Annotated in this window: 15 protein-coding genes; 8 read left to right on the top strand and 7 right to left on the bottom strand. The window is 71.7% G+C overall.

Features of this window, described 5'->3' with window-relative positions:
• Positions 1 to 29 precede the first annotated feature (29 nt).
• Positions 30 to 353 (bottom strand): hypothetical protein, encoded by a 324-nt coding sequence (locus tag DSY14_RS00160; protein WP_211714325.1) that lies wholly within the window; start codon positions 351 to 353, stop codon positions 30 to 32.
• A gap of 562 nt (positions 354 to 915) precedes the next feature.
• On the opposite strand from DSY14_RS00160, the gene DSY14_RS00155 reads away from it, so the two are divergent.
• Entirely contained in the window at positions 916 to 2,391 is a 1,476-nt protein-coding gene (locus tag DSY14_RS00155; protein ID WP_211714324.1) for a bifunctional phosphatase PAP2/diacylglycerol kinase family protein, read from the top strand.
• A 280-nt stretch (positions 2,392 to 2,671) separates the two neighbouring features.
• On the opposite strand, the gene DSY14_RS00150 is transcribed toward DSY14_RS00155, so the two are convergent.
• The 3 genes from DSY14_RS00150 to DSY14_RS00140 all read right to left on the bottom strand — a co-directional run bounded on the left by DSY14_RS00150 (position 2,672) and on the right by DSY14_RS00140 (position 4,903).
• Positions 2,672 to 3,361: a hypothetical protein gene (locus DSY14_RS00150; protein WP_211714323.1), complete on the bottom strand. Its 690-nt coding sequence runs from the start codon at positions 3,359 to 3,361 to the stop codon at positions 2,672 to 2,674.
• Positions 3,346 to 3,771 (bottom strand): hypothetical protein, encoded by a 426-nt coding sequence (locus DSY14_RS00145; protein ID WP_211714322.1) that lies wholly within the window; start codon positions 3,769 to 3,771, stop codon positions 3,346 to 3,348. The genes DSY14_RS00150 and DSY14_RS00145 overlap by 16 nt, the downstream gene beginning before the upstream one ends.
• 340 nt (positions 3,772 to 4,111) lie before the next feature.
• The gene (locus DSY14_RS00140) at positions 4,112 to 4,903 is read right to left on the bottom strand and encodes a class I SAM-dependent methyltransferase (protein WP_211714321.1); all 792 of its coding nucleotides are present in this window, start codon (positions 4,901 to 4,903) and stop codon (positions 4,112 to 4,114) included.
• A 440-nt stretch (positions 4,904 to 5,343) separates the two neighbouring features.
• On the opposite strand from DSY14_RS00140, the gene DSY14_RS00135 reads away from it, so the two are divergent.
• The 5 genes from DSY14_RS00135 to DSY14_RS00115 all read left to right on the top strand — a co-directional run bounded on the left by DSY14_RS00135 (position 5,344) and on the right by DSY14_RS00115 (position 13,314).
• Positions 5,344 to 5,883, top strand: a complete 540-nt coding sequence (locus DSY14_RS00135; RefSeq protein WP_249187091.1) for a hypothetical protein — start codon at positions 5,344 to 5,346, stop codon at positions 5,881 to 5,883.
• Positions 5,880 to 7,049 carry a PrsW family intramembrane metalloprotease gene (locus DSY14_RS00130; RefSeq protein ID WP_211714319.1) on the top strand — a complete coding sequence of 390 codons (1,170 nt, stop codon included), beginning with the start codon at positions 5,880 to 5,882 and terminating at the stop codon, positions 7,047 to 7,049. The genes DSY14_RS00135 and DSY14_RS00130 overlap by 4 nt, the downstream gene beginning before the upstream one ends.
• A 249-nt stretch (positions 7,050 to 7,298) precedes the next feature.
• Complete coding sequence (gene fxsT, locus DSY14_RS00125) at positions 7,299 to 11,189, top strand: FxSxx-COOH system tetratricopeptide repeat protein (RefSeq protein WP_211714318.1); 3,891 nt, start codon at positions 7,299 to 7,301, stop codon at positions 11,187 to 11,189.
• A gap of 38 nt (positions 11,190 to 11,227) precedes the next feature.
• The gene (locus tag DSY14_RS00120; protein WP_211714317.1) at positions 11,228 to 12,232 is read left to right on the top strand and encodes a toll/interleukin-1 receptor domain-containing protein; all 1,005 of its coding nucleotides are present in this window, start codon (positions 11,228 to 11,230) and stop codon (positions 12,230 to 12,232) included.
• Positions 12,229 to 13,314, top strand: a complete 1,086-nt coding sequence (locus DSY14_RS00115; protein WP_211714316.1) for a hypothetical protein — start codon at positions 12,229 to 12,231, stop codon at positions 13,312 to 13,314. Before DSY14_RS00120 ends, DSY14_RS00115 begins: the two co-directional genes overlap by 4 nt.
• A gap of 136 nt (positions 13,315 to 13,450) precedes the next feature.
• On the opposite strand, the gene DSY14_RS00110 is transcribed toward DSY14_RS00115, so the two are convergent.
• The gene (locus tag DSY14_RS00110) at positions 13,451 to 14,062 is read right to left on the bottom strand and encodes a GNAT family N-acetyltransferase (protein WP_211714315.1); all 612 of its coding nucleotides are present in this window, start codon (positions 14,060 to 14,062) and stop codon (positions 13,451 to 13,453) included.
• Positions 14,063 to 14,376: 314 nt separating this feature from the next.
• Between DSY14_RS00110 and DSY14_RS00105 the strand changes: the two genes are divergently transcribed.
• Positions 14,377 to 15,336, top strand: a complete 960-nt coding sequence (locus DSY14_RS00105) for an FkbM family methyltransferase (RefSeq protein ID WP_211714314.1) — start codon at positions 14,377 to 14,379, stop codon at positions 15,334 to 15,336.
• A gap of 46 nt (positions 15,337 to 15,382) precedes the next feature.
• Here DSY14_RS00105 and DSY14_RS00100 read toward each other — a convergent pair whose 3' ends face one another.
• On the bottom strand, positions 15,383 to 15,793 hold the full coding sequence (locus DSY14_RS00100; protein WP_211714313.1) for a RidA family protein: 411 nt from the start codon (positions 15,791 to 15,793) through the stop codon (positions 15,383 to 15,385).
• Positions 15,794 to 15,875: 82 nt separating this feature from the next.
• On the opposite strand from DSY14_RS00100, the gene DSY14_RS00095 reads away from it, so the two are divergent.
• Positions 15,876 to 16,259, top strand: a complete 384-nt coding sequence (locus DSY14_RS00095; protein WP_211714312.1) for a helix-turn-helix domain-containing protein — start codon at positions 15,876 to 15,878, stop codon at positions 16,257 to 16,259.
• An 87-nt stretch (positions 16,260 to 16,346) separates the two neighbouring features.
• On the opposite strand, the gene DSY14_RS00090 is transcribed toward DSY14_RS00095, so the two are convergent.
• On the bottom strand, positions 16,347 to 18,047 hold the full coding sequence (locus DSY14_RS00090) for a PQQ-binding-like beta-propeller repeat protein (protein WP_211714311.1): 1,701 nt from the start codon (positions 18,045 to 18,047) through the stop codon (positions 16,347 to 16,349).
• Between the last annotated feature and the right edge of the window lie 182 nt (positions 18,048 to 18,229).

The following is an 18,229-nucleotide window of genomic DNA, read 5'->3' as shown; positions in this document are numbered from 1 at the left end:
GGTGCGCTCGGAATGCAGGGGGGTGATGTTCAGGGCGTGACTCTCTCCGGAGGGAGCGGACCCAGGCCGAAGGCGGAGCGCAGTTCGTCGCAGACCTCGGTGCAGGTCTCGTCGAAGGTGACCACGTCGACCGGTCCGCCGCGCGTCCACCGGGCGAGCTGGTCGTGCCACTCGCTCCGCGGCATGGAGACGGTGTCGGGCGGTGTGAGTTCCTCGGCGACCGCGCCCGGCGGACCGTCGGTGAGGACGGTGATCCGGTGCTCGGGGTGGGTCGCACCGAGGTCGACCTCCAGGGGCCGGGACGAGTGCAGGACCACGAGGTGGGTCTGTTCAGGGCTCTCGTTGGTGGACATGGGCGCCTTTCCTCAGGGGGGAACGCCCGAACTGTACTCATCCTGGACCGCTCCGAAACGTGATCCCCAGGGCCGGTTCCGGTCACGCGCGGCACCCCGGCGCGATGATCTTTCCGGGGTGCTCGCGGCGCCGTCGCCGGCCGCTCCGCCCCGGACCCGATCGTGGGTGGCGGTGCGGCGCGTCACCCCCGGCCACGCGGCGATTCCGGTGCCGGGACCGAGCGGCCGGAGTCCTCCGCGGGACCTTCGCGCGCACCCGCCGGACCGGCGACGGCGCGCCTTCGACCGCCCTGCCGAGAGGCCGGTGACCGGTTCAGGACACCGCTTCACGGCGCGTCGCCCCTCGGACGCCCTCCGCCGGCACCGCACGCGGACCGCCATCGGCCCGAGGACACGCGCCGCGACGCTCCCCCCACCGTGGCGTTCACCACTCGCGCGCACACCGCTTGACCTGCACGGACGCCTCTGCGTCGGTGTGATCCGCCCGCCAGGGTCCCGGTACGTGGGCGACCCCGCAGCGCGGCTTATGGACAACTCATCCCGTTCCTACCAGGCTGGGAGCATGCGAATCCTGCGTCGCCTCCAGCGCATCGACAAAAGTGTCTACGACAGGGTGACCCGTGTGGGGACCCCGAGACTGGACGGGTACACGCCGCGGTTCGTCCAGGCCACCGACCACATGGCCCCCTGGATGATGGTCTCGGCCACCCTCGCGGTCACCGGCGGCCCCCGGCTGCGGCGCACCGCGCTGCGGGCCATCGCCGCGGCCGGCCTGGCCAACGCCGCCGCCTCCGGCGTCAAGTACCTGACGGAGCGGGCACGGCCGGACAGTTCGGCGGTGCCCACCGCCCGCTTCCCCTACCGCTCCTACCTGAGTTCCTCCTTCCCCTCCGGCCACACCGCCGCGGCGTTCGGTTTCGCCGGTGGGGTCGCCGCCGACGCACCCGTACCGCTGTCGTCCCTGGTGACCGCTCTGGCGGGCGCCGTGGGCTTCTCCCGGGTGCACAGCGGTGTCCACTATCCGGGCGACGTGATCGGCGGGGCGGCCCTGGGGGTCGCCGCCGCACTGGTGGCCCGCGCGATCATCCCGCCCCGGCCAGAACTGGTGCACGGTGCGCGCACCGTGGACGCGGGCGAGGCCTCGGTGGACCCGGAGGGCTTCGGGGTGACCGTGGTGCTCAACCCACGCTCGGCCGACGGCACCCTGCCCACGCTCACCACCGCCGACACCACCACGCGTGTGGCCCGGGAACTGCCCCGGGCCCGGATCGTGCCGATGTCGGCCGACGACGACATCGTCGAGGTCATGGACAAGGCCGCGCGCGACTGCGAGGTGCTCGCGGTGGCCGGTGGTGACGGCACGGTCAACGCGGGGGCCACGGCGGCCCTGGCCCACGACCGCCCTCTGCTGGTGCTGCCGGACGGCACCCTGAACAACTTCGCCCGCACCCTGGGCGTGACCTCGATCGACATCGCGCTGCGCGCCTTCGCGGACCGCCGGTTGGCCCGGGTGGACGTGGGCGAGGTGGACGGACACCTCTTCCTCAACACCTCGTCGTTCGGGTCCTACCCGCACATGGTGGAGCGCCGGGACCGGTGGGCCGAGAGGATCGGCAAGTGGCCGGCCTTCATGCTCGCGCTGTGGCGTGACCTGCGGGAGGTCCGTCCCACGCAGGCCCTGGTGGACGGACGCCCGGCCAAGGTGTGGTGGGCGTTCGTGGGCAACTGCCGGTACCGGACGCACGCCCGGGTTCCGGGGCTGCGGGAACACCTGGACGACGGCCGTCTGGACGTACGCGTGCTGTGCGCCCGTTACCCGTTCCCACGGCTGCGGGCCCTGGCCGACGTACTGCTGGGTCGACCGTTGTCGGGGCAGGGGTACACCGAACGCCTCACCGAGTCGCTGACCCTGGCCATTCCCTCCGAGCCCCGACTGATCGCGGTGGACGGCGAGGTCATGGAGGGCTCACCGACGATGACGTTCCGCAAGCGCCCCGCGGCGCTGCGGGTGTTCGTGCCCGCCGACACCCGCGCCTAGGGACGTCGTTTCGGCCCGGGTGCGGGCGCCCGAGCGCACCTCGGGAACCTGCGCTTCCCGTGGGTGGGATGGCTCGATCCTCGCCATCCCACCCACGGCACCCTCCCGGACCGCAGGGGGACCGCCGGTGGGCACCGCGACACACGCCCCCGTGTTCCGGGGAGCCGCGCGTCCGCGGAACCACCGCAGCCTCGGCGCGCCGGCTCTGGTTCCCCGACCGGCCGGTCACCGCCCACCGTCGGGACCGGTGGTCCGGGCCGCGGGATCAGGGCACCAGGCCCTACAGCGTGGGCGTCTCACTCGACGTCCTCGCTTCGGGATCACCGGCGTAGGAGACCACCGCGCCCGGAACCGGAAGCAGGTGGTGTTCGACGCCCTCCGGGTAGTCGAATTCCTCGCCTGGCGGCGCGGCGACCTCGATCCATGTGGCCTCCTCCACCCCTCCGTCCCAGGGGATGGACAGGACGGAGAACGCACGCGGTTCCGGACGGTCCCCCTCCCTGCCGGTGTGCGGCATGAGGACCGTGGAGTCGGCCAGCGCCACGGTGTTCCGCGCGTCGTAGAAGAGATTGCGCCGATCGTCCTCGACCCGCACGCTGTCGACGCTCTCCTCGGCGGCGTCGGCCCTGTACAGCGCGAAGACGGGCGACCCCCGTCGGCCCTCCGGCAGTTGTTCCCAGAACCGCACCCCACCGGTGTCCTCTCGAAGGAACCGGAAGTCGGGAGAGATGAAGCGTCGGTCCTCGTCGACCGCCTCGTCGGGAAAGACCGCCACCTCCGCACCGGTAGCGGCGTCCAGGTAGGTCCCGGCCCGGGTCAGCTGCTCACCGACCACCACCACGGGCCTCTCCCCCGCGATCGGGGTACCACGCCCCGCACGCACCCGCGGCGCTCCCACCTGGCGAGGCTCCTCCGTCTCCGTGCGCTCCCAACGCCACCGTTCACGCCCGGTGGTCAGGTCGAGGGCCACGGCCGCGTGCACCGTCTCGTACTCCGGAAGAGGCGGATCGTCCGGGTCCCCTCGGGACCCGCGCACAAGTGGGGAACGACGACGACGTCCCCCACCAAGGCGATGTTCTCGCTCGTGCCACGCGGAGTACAGCCCGCCTCCCCCACGCCCATCGGGGTGTTCCAGAGTTCCTCTCCGGTACCGATCTCCCTGGCCCGGGGCGACCAGGTGTCCTCCCCCGCCCGGACCCCGGTCTCGAATTCGATCTCGGCCGTGAGCAGGGAATCGCCGAAAGGTTCCCAACCGTCGTCGTGCTCGTCGTCCGCACGTTCCTCTTCCAGGACCTCACCGGTGACGGGGTCCAGCGCGGTGACGAAGGAGCCCCCGCGGGTGGACTCCCAATCCGGACGGCGACGCTCTCCAGAGGCCACCGACGCTCCTCCTGATCCCCGCTGTTCACTTGTGCCCTCTTGCCCTCGACGTCCGTTTTGCCGGGGTCACGCTGGCAACGGGACCACGACACGCGTCCACCTGGTGCTCCCCCACCGGCGGCGCGGGGCAGGGTGTTCGACGGTGACAGGGACTCGGTGAAGGAGCGGGGGCGGACGGGGTCGACCACGGGGGTTCGGGGACCACCGCCGACCGGGCGGGCGAGGCTCCGTGTTCCCCTCACGGGTTCGACGACGCGTGGAACGGGGGGCGCCATGCGAGAGACCCCGCCGAGCGCCGTGCGCCGTGGGTGACGCCGCCGCCCCGTCGCCGACGTTCCTTCTACTCCGCCGGTTCGGGCACGGAGACCCGGATCTTGGACTGGCCGTGCGGGAGCTTCTCCCAGTCGTCCATGAAGCTCGCCCGCAGTCCGTGCCGTTCGGCCAGGGCCACCAGGGTCTCGGTGCGGTAGTAGAAGTCCTCGCGCAGCACGTGGTGCTCGGTGCCCTCGGTGCGGTCGAAGGTGAAGTCGAAGAAACCGCCGGGGGCGAGGATCCGCTTCACGTTCGCCAGGGCCTCCTCGATGACCTCCAACGGCGAGTGTGAGAAGACGCTGTGCGCGTGCACGACGTCGAAGTGGTGGTCGGGGAGGAAGTCGAAGGTGAGGTCCTGGGTGATGGTCAGGTGCGGCAACTTCCGCTGCAACCCCCGCTCGGCCAGGACCTTCTTCGCGGCCATGAGGATGTCCGGGGAGATGTCGATGCCGTAGTAGCCGCCCTCGTCCAGGTGGTCGATGAACCGCCAGCCGGCCCGGAGGTTCCCGCACCCGATGTCGAGCATGCGGTGTTCGGGGCGAAGCCCGTGGTCGACCAGGTACTCGAACTGCATCCGTCCCAGCGCGAGCCACCGCTCCTCGTTGCGGCTGCCGACCGCCGATCGGGGGTCGCGCGCGGCGTCGGAGGCCATGACCGCGCGGTAGTAGGAGACGTGGTCGCGGTGGGTCAGGCGCAGGCGCAGGTCACGAGCGGATCGGCGCACGTACGGGCCGATCTTCGCGGGGTTGCGGAGGGCGTAACGGATGCGGTGTCCCAGGGACGAGCGGTCCCTGGTCAGGGCATCGGTGTGCTTCGACATCGGCTGGCCATGGCCTTCGGGTTCGAGTGCGCTTTCGGGCGTTGGCATCCCATCATGTCCGCGTCGCCGTGCCAAGGGGGTGTGCGGGCCGTTCCCGGGGACGCCACCCCAGGTTCTCACGCAGGTCGCCTCCCGGGTGGTCGACGCGCAGGGAACCGCGTTCCAGGAACGGGGCACCGCTCGGTCGACGAACTCGACAAGACCTCCAAGGGCGGAGATGCGACTCCGTCGATCGCGGCGGCGCCCCGGGCCTCGCGCCGGATCCGGATTTGGTGAAATCGCCGTAAACGTGTGCCAAGGCGGCCAATCTTCGTCTTTTCCGGCTGCCTCCGATGTTTCGCTGGTCGGACCACGAAGTACAGCGAGGGGGCAGGATGGTGGAGGAGAGCGGGGGGCTACGGCACGCCCGGCCTGGCGGACCACGCAGCGGTTGGATTCCCTTGGGCATCGTCGCCGCCGTGGTCGTGATCCTGGTCTTCGGGTGGATGGCGTTGAACGCCGTCCTGCCCGACACCACACCCGTGGCGGCCGGTCGGAGCGTGACGGTCGCCTCCGACGCCGGGTACGACGCGAAGCTGACCTTCGAGGAGGGCTGGGAGCTCCACCAGGGTTCCAGCACCGAGGGCTCGCGGTACCAGTTCAGCAAGGGTCCGGTGGTCATGCTGCTCAGCGTGGTCACTCCACCCGAGCGAGTGTCGGAGACCGAACTCTGGGACGGCATGCGCAACCTCGTCCGGGTCGGGGACTCCTCCGCCAGCCTCACCGACCCGCAGCCGGTCACCTCCGAGGCGGGTGCCGAGGGACTGGCCGGGACCCTGCACAGCAACCAGACCACGGGGACGGCGGCCCTGTTCCCCTCCCCCAATGGTGTGTTCGCCGTGGAGACCACGGCGACCAGTAGCGCAGGCGAGTCCGACCTGGTCGATGTGGAGAAACTCCTCCAGTCCCTCAGGTTCGACCGAACGGAGGGCGGTTCATGAGCCACGCGGGACCCGAACCCGAACGCCCGTCCACCCGAGACGCCCACGTGCCGTCACCGCGCGGTTCGGGGCAGGGGCATGAGGGCACCGAGCGCTTGCCCGCTCCGCAGACCGGGCGGTGGGGTTCGCAGAACCTGCCACGCCTGGCCTCCGCGATCCTGTTCGGCCTCTTGTGCGTGGTCGGGTTCGGGCTGATGGTGAACGGCCTTCTCGGCGCGGTCCTGGTGTTCCCCGGGCAGTCGGTGCTGTCGGCGCTGATGATCGCCGTGGTCGGCGCCCTGGCGTTCTGGCTGCTGAGGCGGGTCCGTCCGGTCACCCCACCGTCGAAGGTCTTCTCGCTGTTGGCCCTGATCTGGGGCATGACCGCGGCCGTGGGGCTCGCGCTCGTGGCCAACGGCAACCTCAGCGCGGTCTGGAACACGGTCGGCGGTCTGCCCTTCGGCAGCGCCTGGGGCGCGGCGTTGACCGCACCGATCAACGAGGAACTCCTCAAGGTCGCCGGGATCGTCCTCATCGCCGTCATGGCGCCCCGGGTGGTGCGCGGGCCCATGGACGGCTTCGTGATCGGCGCGCTGGTGGGTCTGGGCTTCCAGGTGGTCGAGGACTTCACCTACTCGCTCAACGTGATCGCCATGCAGGGCGGCGTGGACGGGATCGTCGCCGTGGTGCAGACGTTCATCCTGCGGGTGGTGCTCACCGGCCTGGGCTCGCACTGGGCCATGACGGCGGTGGCGGGCACGGCGGTCGGCCTGGTGGCCGCCGCCTCCTGGCGCCCCGACCAGCGCCGCGCGCTGTGGGCCGCTCTCCTGCTCCTGATCGCGGTGGGCGTGCACTGGTTCTTCGACACGCCGCTCCTCGGCGACCTCTTCGGCGCCATCGCCAAGACCCTGGTGGTGTTCGTGACCGCGATGGTCGTCTACTTCGTGGTGCGGCACGCCTACCGCGCCCGAGTCCGTCGGGCCCTCGCGGAGGAGGGCGACGAGCTGGGGCTGCGACGCTCCTCGGCGGTGGCCCTGGCGAGTCGCCACGGTCGACGCAGGGAACTGCGCAAGGTGCCCCAGCCGGAGCGGCCGGCCGCGGCCGAGCGGCAGGACCGTATGGTGGCGATGGCGGAGGACCGGGCGTCGGAGTACCGGGTCCCCATCGCCCCGGGCCGCCCCGAATGAACATCAAGGTCAGAACGGACTGAAGCGACGGAACGGACGGAGCCCTCGACCCCGGGTCGGGGGCTCTTTCCTTTTTCTTTATCATCCCTCACAAAACATCAACACCACCGTCACCACACCTTTCTGCGCGCCCCGCGGAGAACATTTCCTGCCGACTCACCCGGGGTTCACCGTGCGTGAAATCGGGAACACCAACTCCCCAGGCCACCGCACGTCGCGGACGCGAACAGAGCACGGAACCCCCGAACAATGGAAAAGGGAACCCCCGAAGCCGCGCCGATCCAGCACGAATGCGAGGGCACCGGCTCCACCGGACGCATCCTCGTATTCCACGCTCCCCTGCCCGGAAGCAGTTGCACCACCTCCCTCGCGAACGTCGCCTGGACCATCGCCAGTACCGGGCGCAGTGTCCTGCTCGTCGATTTCGACCTGCGCACCCCCGAACTCCGGGACTACTTCGCCCCGTTGTTCGCCCTCCACGGCGAACGCCCCCACGGACTCACGGACATGATCACCGGGATCATCGAGGACTCTCGACGGGCGGGTGCGGACCCGGTGCGGGTGTGCACCCGGGGAACGGACCTGAGCGACCGGATCGACCCGCTGAGCCGCTGGGCCGTACTCCCCGACGTCCCTCAAGGCGCGATCGGTTATCTCGGCCCCGGGGCCGAGGACTCCGACCACCGCACCCGACTCAACGCGATCCTCGGCACGACCTTCGACACCATGCCCCTGGCCAGGCACTTCCTCCGGGCTCTGCGTACCCGGCTCCTGCGGACCGACTACGATCACGTCCTGGTCGACACCGCTCCCGGCAACGGTCTGCTGGGGCGGTTGTGCGCGGAGCTGCTGGCCGACCAGGTGGCGCTCTGTCTGTCGCCGAACACCGCCCACGTGACCAAGGCGGTCGACATCGCCGCGCACCTGAGGGCCGAGGCACCGCACGTACGCGTCCGCCCGGTCCTGACCCGGGTGGACCAGGAACTGCCCCAGTTGTCCTCCCTCATGGACGCCACCTACGCGCGGCTCTCCCCCTACGTCCAGGTGCCGGAGGACGACCCGCTGTCGTACTGGGAGTGGGCGGAGATCCCCTACCGGGCGGTGGTCGCCGAGCGCCACACCCTCGCCGCGTTCCTGGAGCGCCCACGGATGCCCACCTCGCTGTACCGGTCCTACGAGCGGCTCACCGCGCTGCTGACCGACGGCACCGTCCCGCGCGGACGCCACCTGGATCGGGAACGGTCACGCAGGGCGGCGCGGCTCTACAGCCGATCGCGGGACGGCGCGACCACCGCGGTGACCCTGCTGGCCGCGCCCCGCGACCGGGTGTGGGCCGACTGGGTCAGGGCCCAGCTCGAATGGGCCGGCGTCAGGGTGGACCGCCCCACCACCCCGGACTCCCCCGGCATGGACCACGGCATCGTCATGGTGCTCGCCTCCGCCCACCTGGCGGGTTCCGCCGCCCGGGAGGCCCTGCGACGGACCGGTGAACGGACGGCGGGCGGCACGGACACCGCCCCACGCCCCCGGGTGCTGCAGGTGACCGTCGGCGAGGGGGCGCCCGCCCTGGACCTGCCCGACCTCGAACGGATCAACCTCCTGATCCGTGAGGAACAGGACGCCCGCCAGGCGTTGCTGTCCCGCTTCGATCCCTCCTTCAAGGACCACACGCTCCGCGGTCCGGGGCACGGGCCGCGCTATCCCGCGGGCCCTCCCGACCCGGTCCGGATCAACAACGCGCCCAGGGCGAGCCGTTCCTTCAGCGGCCGTGAGGGGTACCTCGAACACATCCGCGACCGTCTGGGCCACGGCATGGTCGACAAGCCGCCGGTGGTGTTGGTGGGCATGCCCGGCAGCGGCAAATCGGAGATCGTCCGGGAGTACATCCGGCGCTTCCGCTTCGACTACGACCTCATCTGGTGGATCGGCGCCGACCACCCCGAGCAGGTCGAGGCGTCGCTGGAGCGGCTGGAGCACAAGCTCGCCCGCGCCTACCCCGAGCAGCGGTTCGACGAACTCGACACGGTCCTGGACACCCTGCGACAGGGTCGTCCGGTGAACCGATGGCTGCTGGTCTTCGACGACGCGGGGCCGCCCGGCGACCTCGACACGCTCGTCCCCCACGACCATGGGCACGTCGTCATCACCTCCTACCACCGGGAATGGGAGACCCACGGCCTCGAAGGATGTCTGCGGGTGGGACCCTTCAGCGAGGCGGAGTCCCTGGACCTGCTGCGCACCCGTCTGCCGGACATCCCGGTCGACACGGCCCTGCGCCTGTCGGCCCGGCTGGGCCACCTGCCCGCGTTGCTCCAACGGGCCCTGGAGTGGTTGTCCTCGCCGTACCGGGAGGGCGACTGGGACACGATCGTCGGCGCCTACATCGGCCTGCTGGACGAACGCGCGCGCTCCGTCACCCAGGGCGCCGGTTCCTTCGCCGAGCGACTCAGCAGCTCCCTGGCCCTGGACGACCTGGAGGAACACCACCCGGCCAGCCTGCGTCTGATGCGGCTGGTCTCCCATCTGGCGCCCGTGGACATCCCCGAGGACCTGCTGCGTTCGCCCCAGGCCGTGGAGGAGTACGGGGCCGCGGACCCGCGATACAGGAGCGGTCAGATCAACTTCAACTCGGTGCACCACCAACTGACCCGGGTCCTGTTGATGAGCCACGACCGGCGACAGCGCACCTTCTCGGTCCACCCGGCGATCCAGGAGGTGGTCCGCGACCGCGTGCCCGAGGAGGAACGGGAGCGGATCCGTGAGGCGACCCGGCTCGTCCTCGCGGGGTACGCACCCCATGACGAGGAGGCCGAGGACCCCCGTCACGACGGCCGCTACGCACACCTGAGCCGACACGTCACCGCCTCGGGCGCCGACCGCGGGTACCACGACGACATCCGGCGCTGGCTGGTCAACCAGGTCCGTTACCACCATCGGCGCGGCGAATACCACACCGCGTTGGAGCTGGGCTCGTGTCTGCTGCACCGGTGGACCGCTCGCTTCGGCGAGCGCGACCGACTGCGCCTCCGTCTGGCCACCCAACTGGCCAACGTCCACCGAGCCAACGGCGAACACCTCCAGGCGTGGCGCTTGAACCGCACCACCCTGGAGTTACAGACCGAGGTCCTCGGCGCGCGTCACCCGTTCACCCTGCTCACCCGACGCGGCATGTCGGCGGACCTGCGCGCCCAGGGCCTCTTCCGCAAGGCCCTGGAGTGCGACCAGGACATCCACGCCGACTACCTGACCGAGCGGGGCCCCGAGTACGTGCACACGCTGCTGGCCCAGCACAATCTGGCGCTGTCCCTGTCCGCCTGCGGTGACTACGCGGGTGCCGCGACCGCGGCCGCCCAGGCGTTCCGGACCGCCGCCGACCTTCTGGGCGAGGAGCACGCCTACACCTGGATCTTCGCCTCCGCCGAGGCGACGTACACTCGCCGGCTCGGTGACCACGTCCTGGCCCGACGGCAACTGGCCCGGGCCGCGGACATGTTGGGGCGGGTCCTCGGGGAGCGCTCCTCGCACACGCTCCACGCCCTGAAGGAACTGGCCGCCGCCGAACGTCTGGTGGGCGAGCCGGACCGGGCGCTGCGCCGGATCCAGGGCGCCTACGAACTCCACCGGGCGGAGTTCCGCGACCGCCACCCGCGCAGTCTGGCGATGGTCCTCGAACTCGCCGCCTGCCTGGCCTCCGAAGGGCGCTGGGAGCAGGCGCTCCTGCGCGCCGAGGAGTGCGTCACCGGCCACGCGGAGGTCTTCGGCGACGCGCACCCTTTCACCCACACCGCCCGCTCCAACCTGGCCACCTACGCCTGGCGATCCGAGGACCCGGAACGGGCCGTGCGGGAGGGGCGGCGCGCCCACCGGGGGCTGGTCGAGAACGCGCAGGTGGGCGAGGACCACCCGCTCGCCCTGGGCGCCGCGGTGAACCTGGCCAACGCCCTGGTGGCCGCCGGTGGGCGGGACACCGAGGTGGTCGCGCTGGACCTGCGCGCGCAGTCCGCGCTCAGGGACAGGTTCGGTTCGGAGCACCCGCACGCCGAGATCGCCTACGCCGACTACGACCTCAGCACCAGGGCGCACCGGGGCGAGGAGGGCGGCGAACGCGGCCACATCGAACTGGAGGTGCCGGAGATCTGAGCACGGAACACGAGACCGAGGCCAGGGTGGGCGGGTCCGTGCGCCCCGCCGCCTTCTTCACCAGCTACGGCGGCCGCAAGGTCGACCGACGGCACGTCCTGCGTTTCCACGCCGACCTGGAGGAGGCCGTGCGTCTGCACTCCGACGACGACGCTTTCGGGGTGAGCGGCCCCTTCCTGGATCCCGGCGGACACTGGCGCGCTGACCTGGCCCGACACTGCGCGACCGCCCGCACGCTGGTCGTGCTGTTGAGTGACGTCCAGCTCGACAGTGTCTGGTGCGCGCGGGAGTGGTGGATCTTCGAGGAACGGGTCCGCCTCTTCCGCCCCCTGGACGACCCACCGCACTCCATCCTGCCGTTGGTCTGGCGACCGCTGAGCCGCCCGATGCCGCGGGTGGTCCGTGACCGTCAACGGCTCGACTGGATCGGCCCGCTGGGACACGCCGACGAGGGGCTGCTCGACACCATGCACACCGACCCCCGGTCGTACCAGGCCCTGTGCTTCCGCCTGGGACGGGCCGTGGCCCGAGCGGCCGCACGCCCACTCCCGGCGCTGCCCTCGGGCGCGGCGGCGTCGGCGCCCCCGGCCTGGGACGCCGTGCACCGTAGGGCCGGCGGCGATCCCGACGTCGGCGGGGCCTTCGCGACGTCCGGCGACGCAGGGGGCACGGACACCTCCGCTAGGCCGCCGACTCCCCCGCCCACCGGGTCGGGACACCGTGACCCGCTCAACGTCCGCGTCGCCCTGGCGCTGTCCGGGATCGAGGCGCTGAGCGAGGACACGACCTGGCGCGGGTTCCTGCGGAGTCTGGGCCGGCTGCGCGGGGCGCGGGGGCTCTACCCCCGGCACTGGCCCGTCACCGAACCGGCGCGGCGGCGCATGCTCCGGCTCGTGGACCACCTCTTCCGCCAGCACCGCGCCGACACCGCGATCACCTGGCTCTCCAGGGCGGTGTACGACACGACCGGGGACCGCGCGGCGGCGACCGCCCTGCTCGCTCTGCTCCCCGACCCGACCACAGGACGGAGCGCCGAACCGTGAGCGCCACCCCCGCCCCCGATCCGGCCGCGCGGCATGAGCGCCCCCGGATCGCCGTGATCGGCAGCCTCGACGAGCGGCGCGCGTACGATCCCCCGTTGCGCGAGGTCGACGCGGCGCGGGTCGCCTGCCACGAACTGGGACGGGAGCTGGCCCTGGCCTCGTGCGACCTGGTGGTGTTCTCCGACCGCGACCACTACGCCGAGACCCTGGTGGTGCGCGGGTACGCCACGGCCCCCACCCCGGGTGGTCGTGTTCTGGCCCACCCGGCCCGACACCAGGAGTACGTGCCGGACCTGCCCGTGGGAGCCTCGGTACGGATCACCACGGTGCGCGACACCGGCGAGGAGTGGGAGGTGCCCTACTACCGGACCCTGCTGGAGGCGGACGGTGTGGTGCTGATCGGCGGTGGTCGCTCCACCCGTGTCGCGGGCATCCTGGCGTTGGCCCAGGGCATTCCGGTGGTCCCCCTGGCGGCCTTCGGGGGGTGCGCCCAACAGGTGTGGGTCGAACAGGACCGATCCGGACTGCACGTCACCGAGAAGGACGTGCGGGTGCTGGGCGAGTCCTGGTCCGGTGGCTCCGCCGGCCGGGTGATGGGGGTGCTGCGTGCGCAGTCGGAGCGCCGCGCCGAGAGCCGACGCCGCGCGGAGCACGCGAGCCGACTCCGTCGCTGGGCCGAGTCGGGCGGGCTCGTCGTGGCGATCCTGCTGCTGATCGCCGCGCTGGCCGCGATCGTGTTCATCCCCGGTCCCGGTCCGATCGGCACCGCCACCCTGGCGTTGTTGTTGGGCGCGCCGATGTGCGCGGCGATGTCCGGGGCGCTGATCCGCGACTCCTTCGGGTCCTCGCGCTCACTGCTGCGGGCCTGCGCCCGCGGGCTGGGCGCGGGCGCGGTGGCGGTCCTGACGTACGTCGCCGCCCAGTTGCTGACCGTTCCGGACTTGTTGGAAACACTGGACGCGCGGCGGCTGCTGTTCTTCGTGGTGCCCGTGGGGTTCACCGCCGGCTTCACCTTCGATCTGGTCTTCGAGCGGCTGCGCCGCTCGGACCCGCCCGCGCAGTCGCCCTCGCGCACACGCTGAAGCCGGGGGCTCCCCGGGGACCGGAGCGGTGTCGACCGCCCACGGCCAGGGGTGGAGCGCGGACCTGGCCGGGGCGCGGCCAGGCCGTCGGGGGACGTCACGACCGTGCCCGCACGTCCGGTGCGGGTGGACAGCGTCACCGGGCCGTCTCACCGGATCGATGGGCCCGGCGGAACTGTCCGGTGCAGGGGTGCGGCTCCAGCGGAGGCTCGGCCGGGGGCGGGACCGGGTGCGTTCTCGCGCCGGTGTCTTTCCTGCCCAGGTCCTTGTCGAAGGTCAGGGATCCGAGCGTCTCGGGGCCCTTGTGGTCGTCGAAGCGGGGCCGGTACCCGGAGGCGAGGCAGAGCCCCCGGGCCGCGGCCTGCCGCGACCCGGTGGTCAGGTGGATCCTCGTGTATCCGGCCTGGGCGGCGGCCCGTTCGAGGGCGGCCAGGACCAGGGAGGCGTAGCCGCGTCGACGGTGGTCGGAGGCGGTCCACACGCGTTCGATCCGGGCGGCGCGCACGTCGTGGCGACGGAAGGCGCCGCCGGCGACCGGACGGCCGCCCAGGACCAGGAGCAGGAGCAAACCGCCGGGCGGGGCGAAGTCGGTGTCGGGGCGAGGGGCCGCCTCCCGGTGTTCCGCCACACCGTCGCGCTCGGTGTGCTCACGGCGCAGGTCGTCGAGGAGGGGGCGGGCGAGGGGATCGTCGATCCGGGCCACCCGGATGGCGGGTGCCTGTGTCGTCTGTGGCGGATGTGGGCCCATGGACAACCTCGTTCCGGTTCGCGGCGGCCCCGTTCCGAGGCCTCGGGTCGCACCGCGATTCTGTTTCTCAAAAAACCCATATGTCAAGTAGGAAAAATAGACATAGGAGATACAGGCCGCAGACCCGAAAGGGACTCCATTCCAGGTGGGGCACGTTAAGTGATCATCGCCCGAAGCCCGACACCGACCGACGGCCATGACCTCCGTATCCCTGTGAGCTGCGGCCTCAGGCGAATATTCCGGAACCGCTCGACAGAATCGACGACCACGCGTAGGGTCCGACACCACCACCCACAGTGACGTCTGGGGGATCCATGCCGACGCTACGCCGACGCCTACTCGACCTGATGCGCCGTCAGGTCAACGTGCACGATCTCGGCCCGGGAGCCGCCGTGGTGGAGCGCCGCGGCGACTACCGGGTCACCCCGGCCGGGCCCCGCGCCTGGCTCGTCTCCCGCGGCGAGGCCGATCCCGGTCCCGTCGTCCCACCCCAGGGTTGGACACGGGTGCCCCTCGGGCCGAGCGCGGAATTCCTCGTCCGCGAGTCGCTCGACGAGGCGGAGGAGTTCACCCTGCACAAGAGGGCCCAGAGCCATCTCGGTGCTCGGCACGTGGCCTCCGTACTGCGGCACTACCGGGTCGACTGCGTCTTCGACGTGGGCGCCAACGTCGGCCAGTACGGCCGCCAACTGCGCCGACACGGTTACCGTGGACGGATCGTCTCGTTCGAGCCGGTGCCCGCCATGGCCGAGAGACTGCGCGCCGTCGCCGCCGAGGACCCCGACTGGAGGGTGCACGAGATGGCCCTCGGTCGCGAGGACGGCACCGCGGAGATCAACGTCGTGCAGGGGTCGATGAGCTCGCTGCTGGACCCCAGCGCGTACGGCAACACGCGGTACAAACGCTTCCGACGGACCCACCCCCAGACCATCGTCCTGCGCCGCCTGGAGGGGCTCATGGACGAGGCGCTCGCCGGGATCGAGGCCCCCCGGCCCTACCTGAAGATGGACACCCAGGGCTTCGACCTGGAGACCTACTCCGGGGCGGGCAAGCGGATCGAGGAGTTCGTCGGGCTGCAGTCCGAGGTCGCGCTGATGCGGATCTACGAGGGCATGCCGCGCATGACCGAGGCCCTGGCCGTCTACGAGGCCGAGGGGTTCGAGGTCACCGGCATGTACCCGGTCACCCGGGAGGAGCGCACCGAGCGCGTCCTGGAGTTCGACTGCGTCATGGTCCGCGCCGACACGCTCCCCGAGGACGCCCTCCCCGCCTGAACCACCGCACGGTGGCACGCGGAGAGGACTCCCGGTCGCGCGCGGGTCAGTCCAGCAGGGCCGTCGCCTCCACCTCCACCAGCACGTCGGGTTCGAAGAGGTACTCCACCCCGATGAGGGAGGACGGCGGCAGGGGGGTGGGCAGACCCAACTCCTCCGTGACCGCCTCCACGCCCTCCATGAACGCGCCGACCCTCTCGGGGCTCCAGTGCGTGACGTAGAAGGTCAGCCGCAGGACGTCGTCGAACGTCGCGCCGGCCCCGGCCAGCCCCACGGCCGTGTTGCGCAGGACCTGCGCCACCTGGCCGGCGAGGTCCCCCGGGGCCACCGGTGTGCCGTCCGCGTGGCGGGCGATCTGCCCGCTGACGTGCACGTGGCGCGATCCGGTGCCGACGGCGACGTGGTGGTAGGGGGTCGGCCGCAGCAGGCCTTCGGGGCTGAAACGTGTCACGGTCATCTCGGTCTCCTCACGAGGGTCGGGCATCTGGTCTAGCATTGGTACCTGGTATCAAAAGGAAACTTCAACGAGACCAGGTGTCATGACGGATACCGACCCGGCGGACCACCCGCCCCTCGACATCACCGCGCCCCACCGCGAGCTCCTCGAGCAGGTGCTCGACAAGTGGTCCCTGGCGGTGCTCAACGTGCTCTGTGAGCGCCCCTCCCGCTTCAACGAACTACGCCGGGCGATCCCCGCGGTGACCCAGAAGTCGCTCACCGCCACGCTGCGGCGCCTGGAACGCAACGGCGTCGTCGAGCGCCGCGTCGTCGGTTCGCGGCCCGTGGCCGTCGAGTACCGGATCACACCTCTGGGCAAGTCCTTCCGACCTCCCATCGAGGTCCTGCTCGCCTGGACCGCGACCCACATGCCCGAGATCGAGCGCGCTCGGGAGCGTTACGACGCCGAGGTGGACGGCGTCTGATCCCACGCCCGCCGTCGACCCCGGGGCCGTGTCGTCGCGGGCGGCCCCGGGCAGGCGCGCGTCGACCTTCCCCCGAGGGTGCGGCCGTCAGGGCACCAGACCACGGAGCGTCTCGGGTCCGTACTCGTCGCCCTCCGCCACCACGACGCCGCCGGGCGTCCCGAAGAGGTCGACCAGGGCGAAGTCGCCCCGAGGGACGGGAGTGACCGTCCCCTCGGTCATCGGCACCTCCAGCACCGTGGCCGGTGTGCCCGTCTCCCGGTCCCACGCCCCGGCGCCGTCCACCACCGGCAGGAGCACCGTGGCGCCCAGCACCACCGCCGCACCGTGGCCCACCGCGTCGAAGGACACACCCTCGACCTCGACCCGGGCCAGGACGTTCCCCTCCGGGTCGGAGGACTGCAGGAGCAGGCCGTCGGGCCCGGACCGCGCGGCCACCACCGATCCTCCGGCGTCGGCCCGCAGCACCCGCCGGTCCGAGCGCGGATACTCCCGGGGATACAGGTCGTCGGGGAAGGTCAGCAGTTCCTCCCCCGTCTCGGGGTCCAGCCCGACCGGCACCGCGTCGCCACGTTCCACGAGCAGCACGGGGTCGTCGGCGACCCGACGCCCCTCCCACACGGCGGGAACGTCATCGCTCTCGTGCGGCCACTCCCTGCGCCACAGTTCCTCGCCGTCGTGATCCACCGCGACCACGACGACCGTGTCGTCGCAGAGCAGGAACCCGACGTCCCTCGTGTTCGTGTGGCGCGGCGGGTAGTCGTCGCACTCCCCCTGCGGGTCCACCAGACGCGGCCAGGCCGTCCTGCGGGAGTCGCGTTCCTCCTCGCGTCGCTCCCGGGAGGGGAAGGAGCCGTCCACCGGCTCGCCGGTGGTGAGGTCGACCGTCACCCGGGCCGTCCCGGGGTCGGTGGACCGGCCGTCGCCGCCGAAGCGCGCGGGATCCGTGTCGGGGTACTCCACGTGCAGCACTCCACCGTCGACCCATGCGTCGGAGGAGTTGTTCCAGTCCCAGAGGTCCTCGTCTCCGCCGCCCGGGTAGGGACGACGGAAGGTCCACAACTCCTCCCCCGTCGCCCCGTCGAGCGCCACCGCGCCGTCGACGAGCAGGACGACCGGCCCGTGGGGGCCGGGGACGACGCTCCGCATCCCCTGACCGGAGGGTGGTTCCCAGGTCCATCCCGTCCGCTCCACCCGGTCGGGAAGCGGGGCGGGCTCCGTCGGATCGTCCCAGGTCACGTGCCGCTCATGGGGGAACAGCAGGGGCACGGCCGAGATCTCCACCAGCACCACCACCAGGGCACCGACGACGAGCGGTGGCAGGGAGGTGCGTGCGGGACGCAGCTCGGGGGCGCGTGCGCCGAGGAGCAACAGCGCGCACCCCAGGGTCGAGGCGCAGGTGGCCGACCACAGGAGCACCGCCGTGGGTGAGGGACGCAGGACACCGTCCGCGGGCACCAGCGCCTCGGCCGCGCCGAGCGGCAGGCTCAGGCCGGTCACGACCGCCCCGACCAGGAAGAAGGCAAGGATCCAGGGGCGGTACGGGCGTGGCCCCGGACCGCCGGGGAGCAAGGGCATGCGGTCCCCGAACCAGTGCACGTGGTGCAGGAGGACGAGCACCGACACGACGGCCGCGACGGCCCACCAGCCGCCCGCCTCCGCGTAGATCCGGCCCCAACCGAGCACGACCGTGACCGTGATCGACAGCAGTGAGCCGACGATCGACCCGACGCCCAGCCAGGTCATCCCACGGCGGATCCCGCCACGTTCCTCCGCCCGCTCGTCCACGTGCTCCCCTTCCGATCCCGTCGCAGACATCAGACGACCCGTGGAGCACCGCGGTTGCCACGGTCCGATCACGAAAACCACCGGTCGGACGGCGCGCGCGGGCCCCACCGGCCGACCGGCTCCCCCGCTCTCGGCTTCCTTCGGGAACGTGCGCGCCGGGTCCGGAGGAAAAGTGCCGTGGT

Origin of the sequence: Nocardiopsis sp. MG754419 (assembly GCF_018207095.1) — a bacterium.
Classification (GTDB): Bacteria; Actinomycetota; Actinomycetes; order Streptosporangiales; family Streptosporangiaceae; genus Nocardiopsis.
This window is presented reverse-complemented; position numbering and strand designations above follow the sequence as displayed.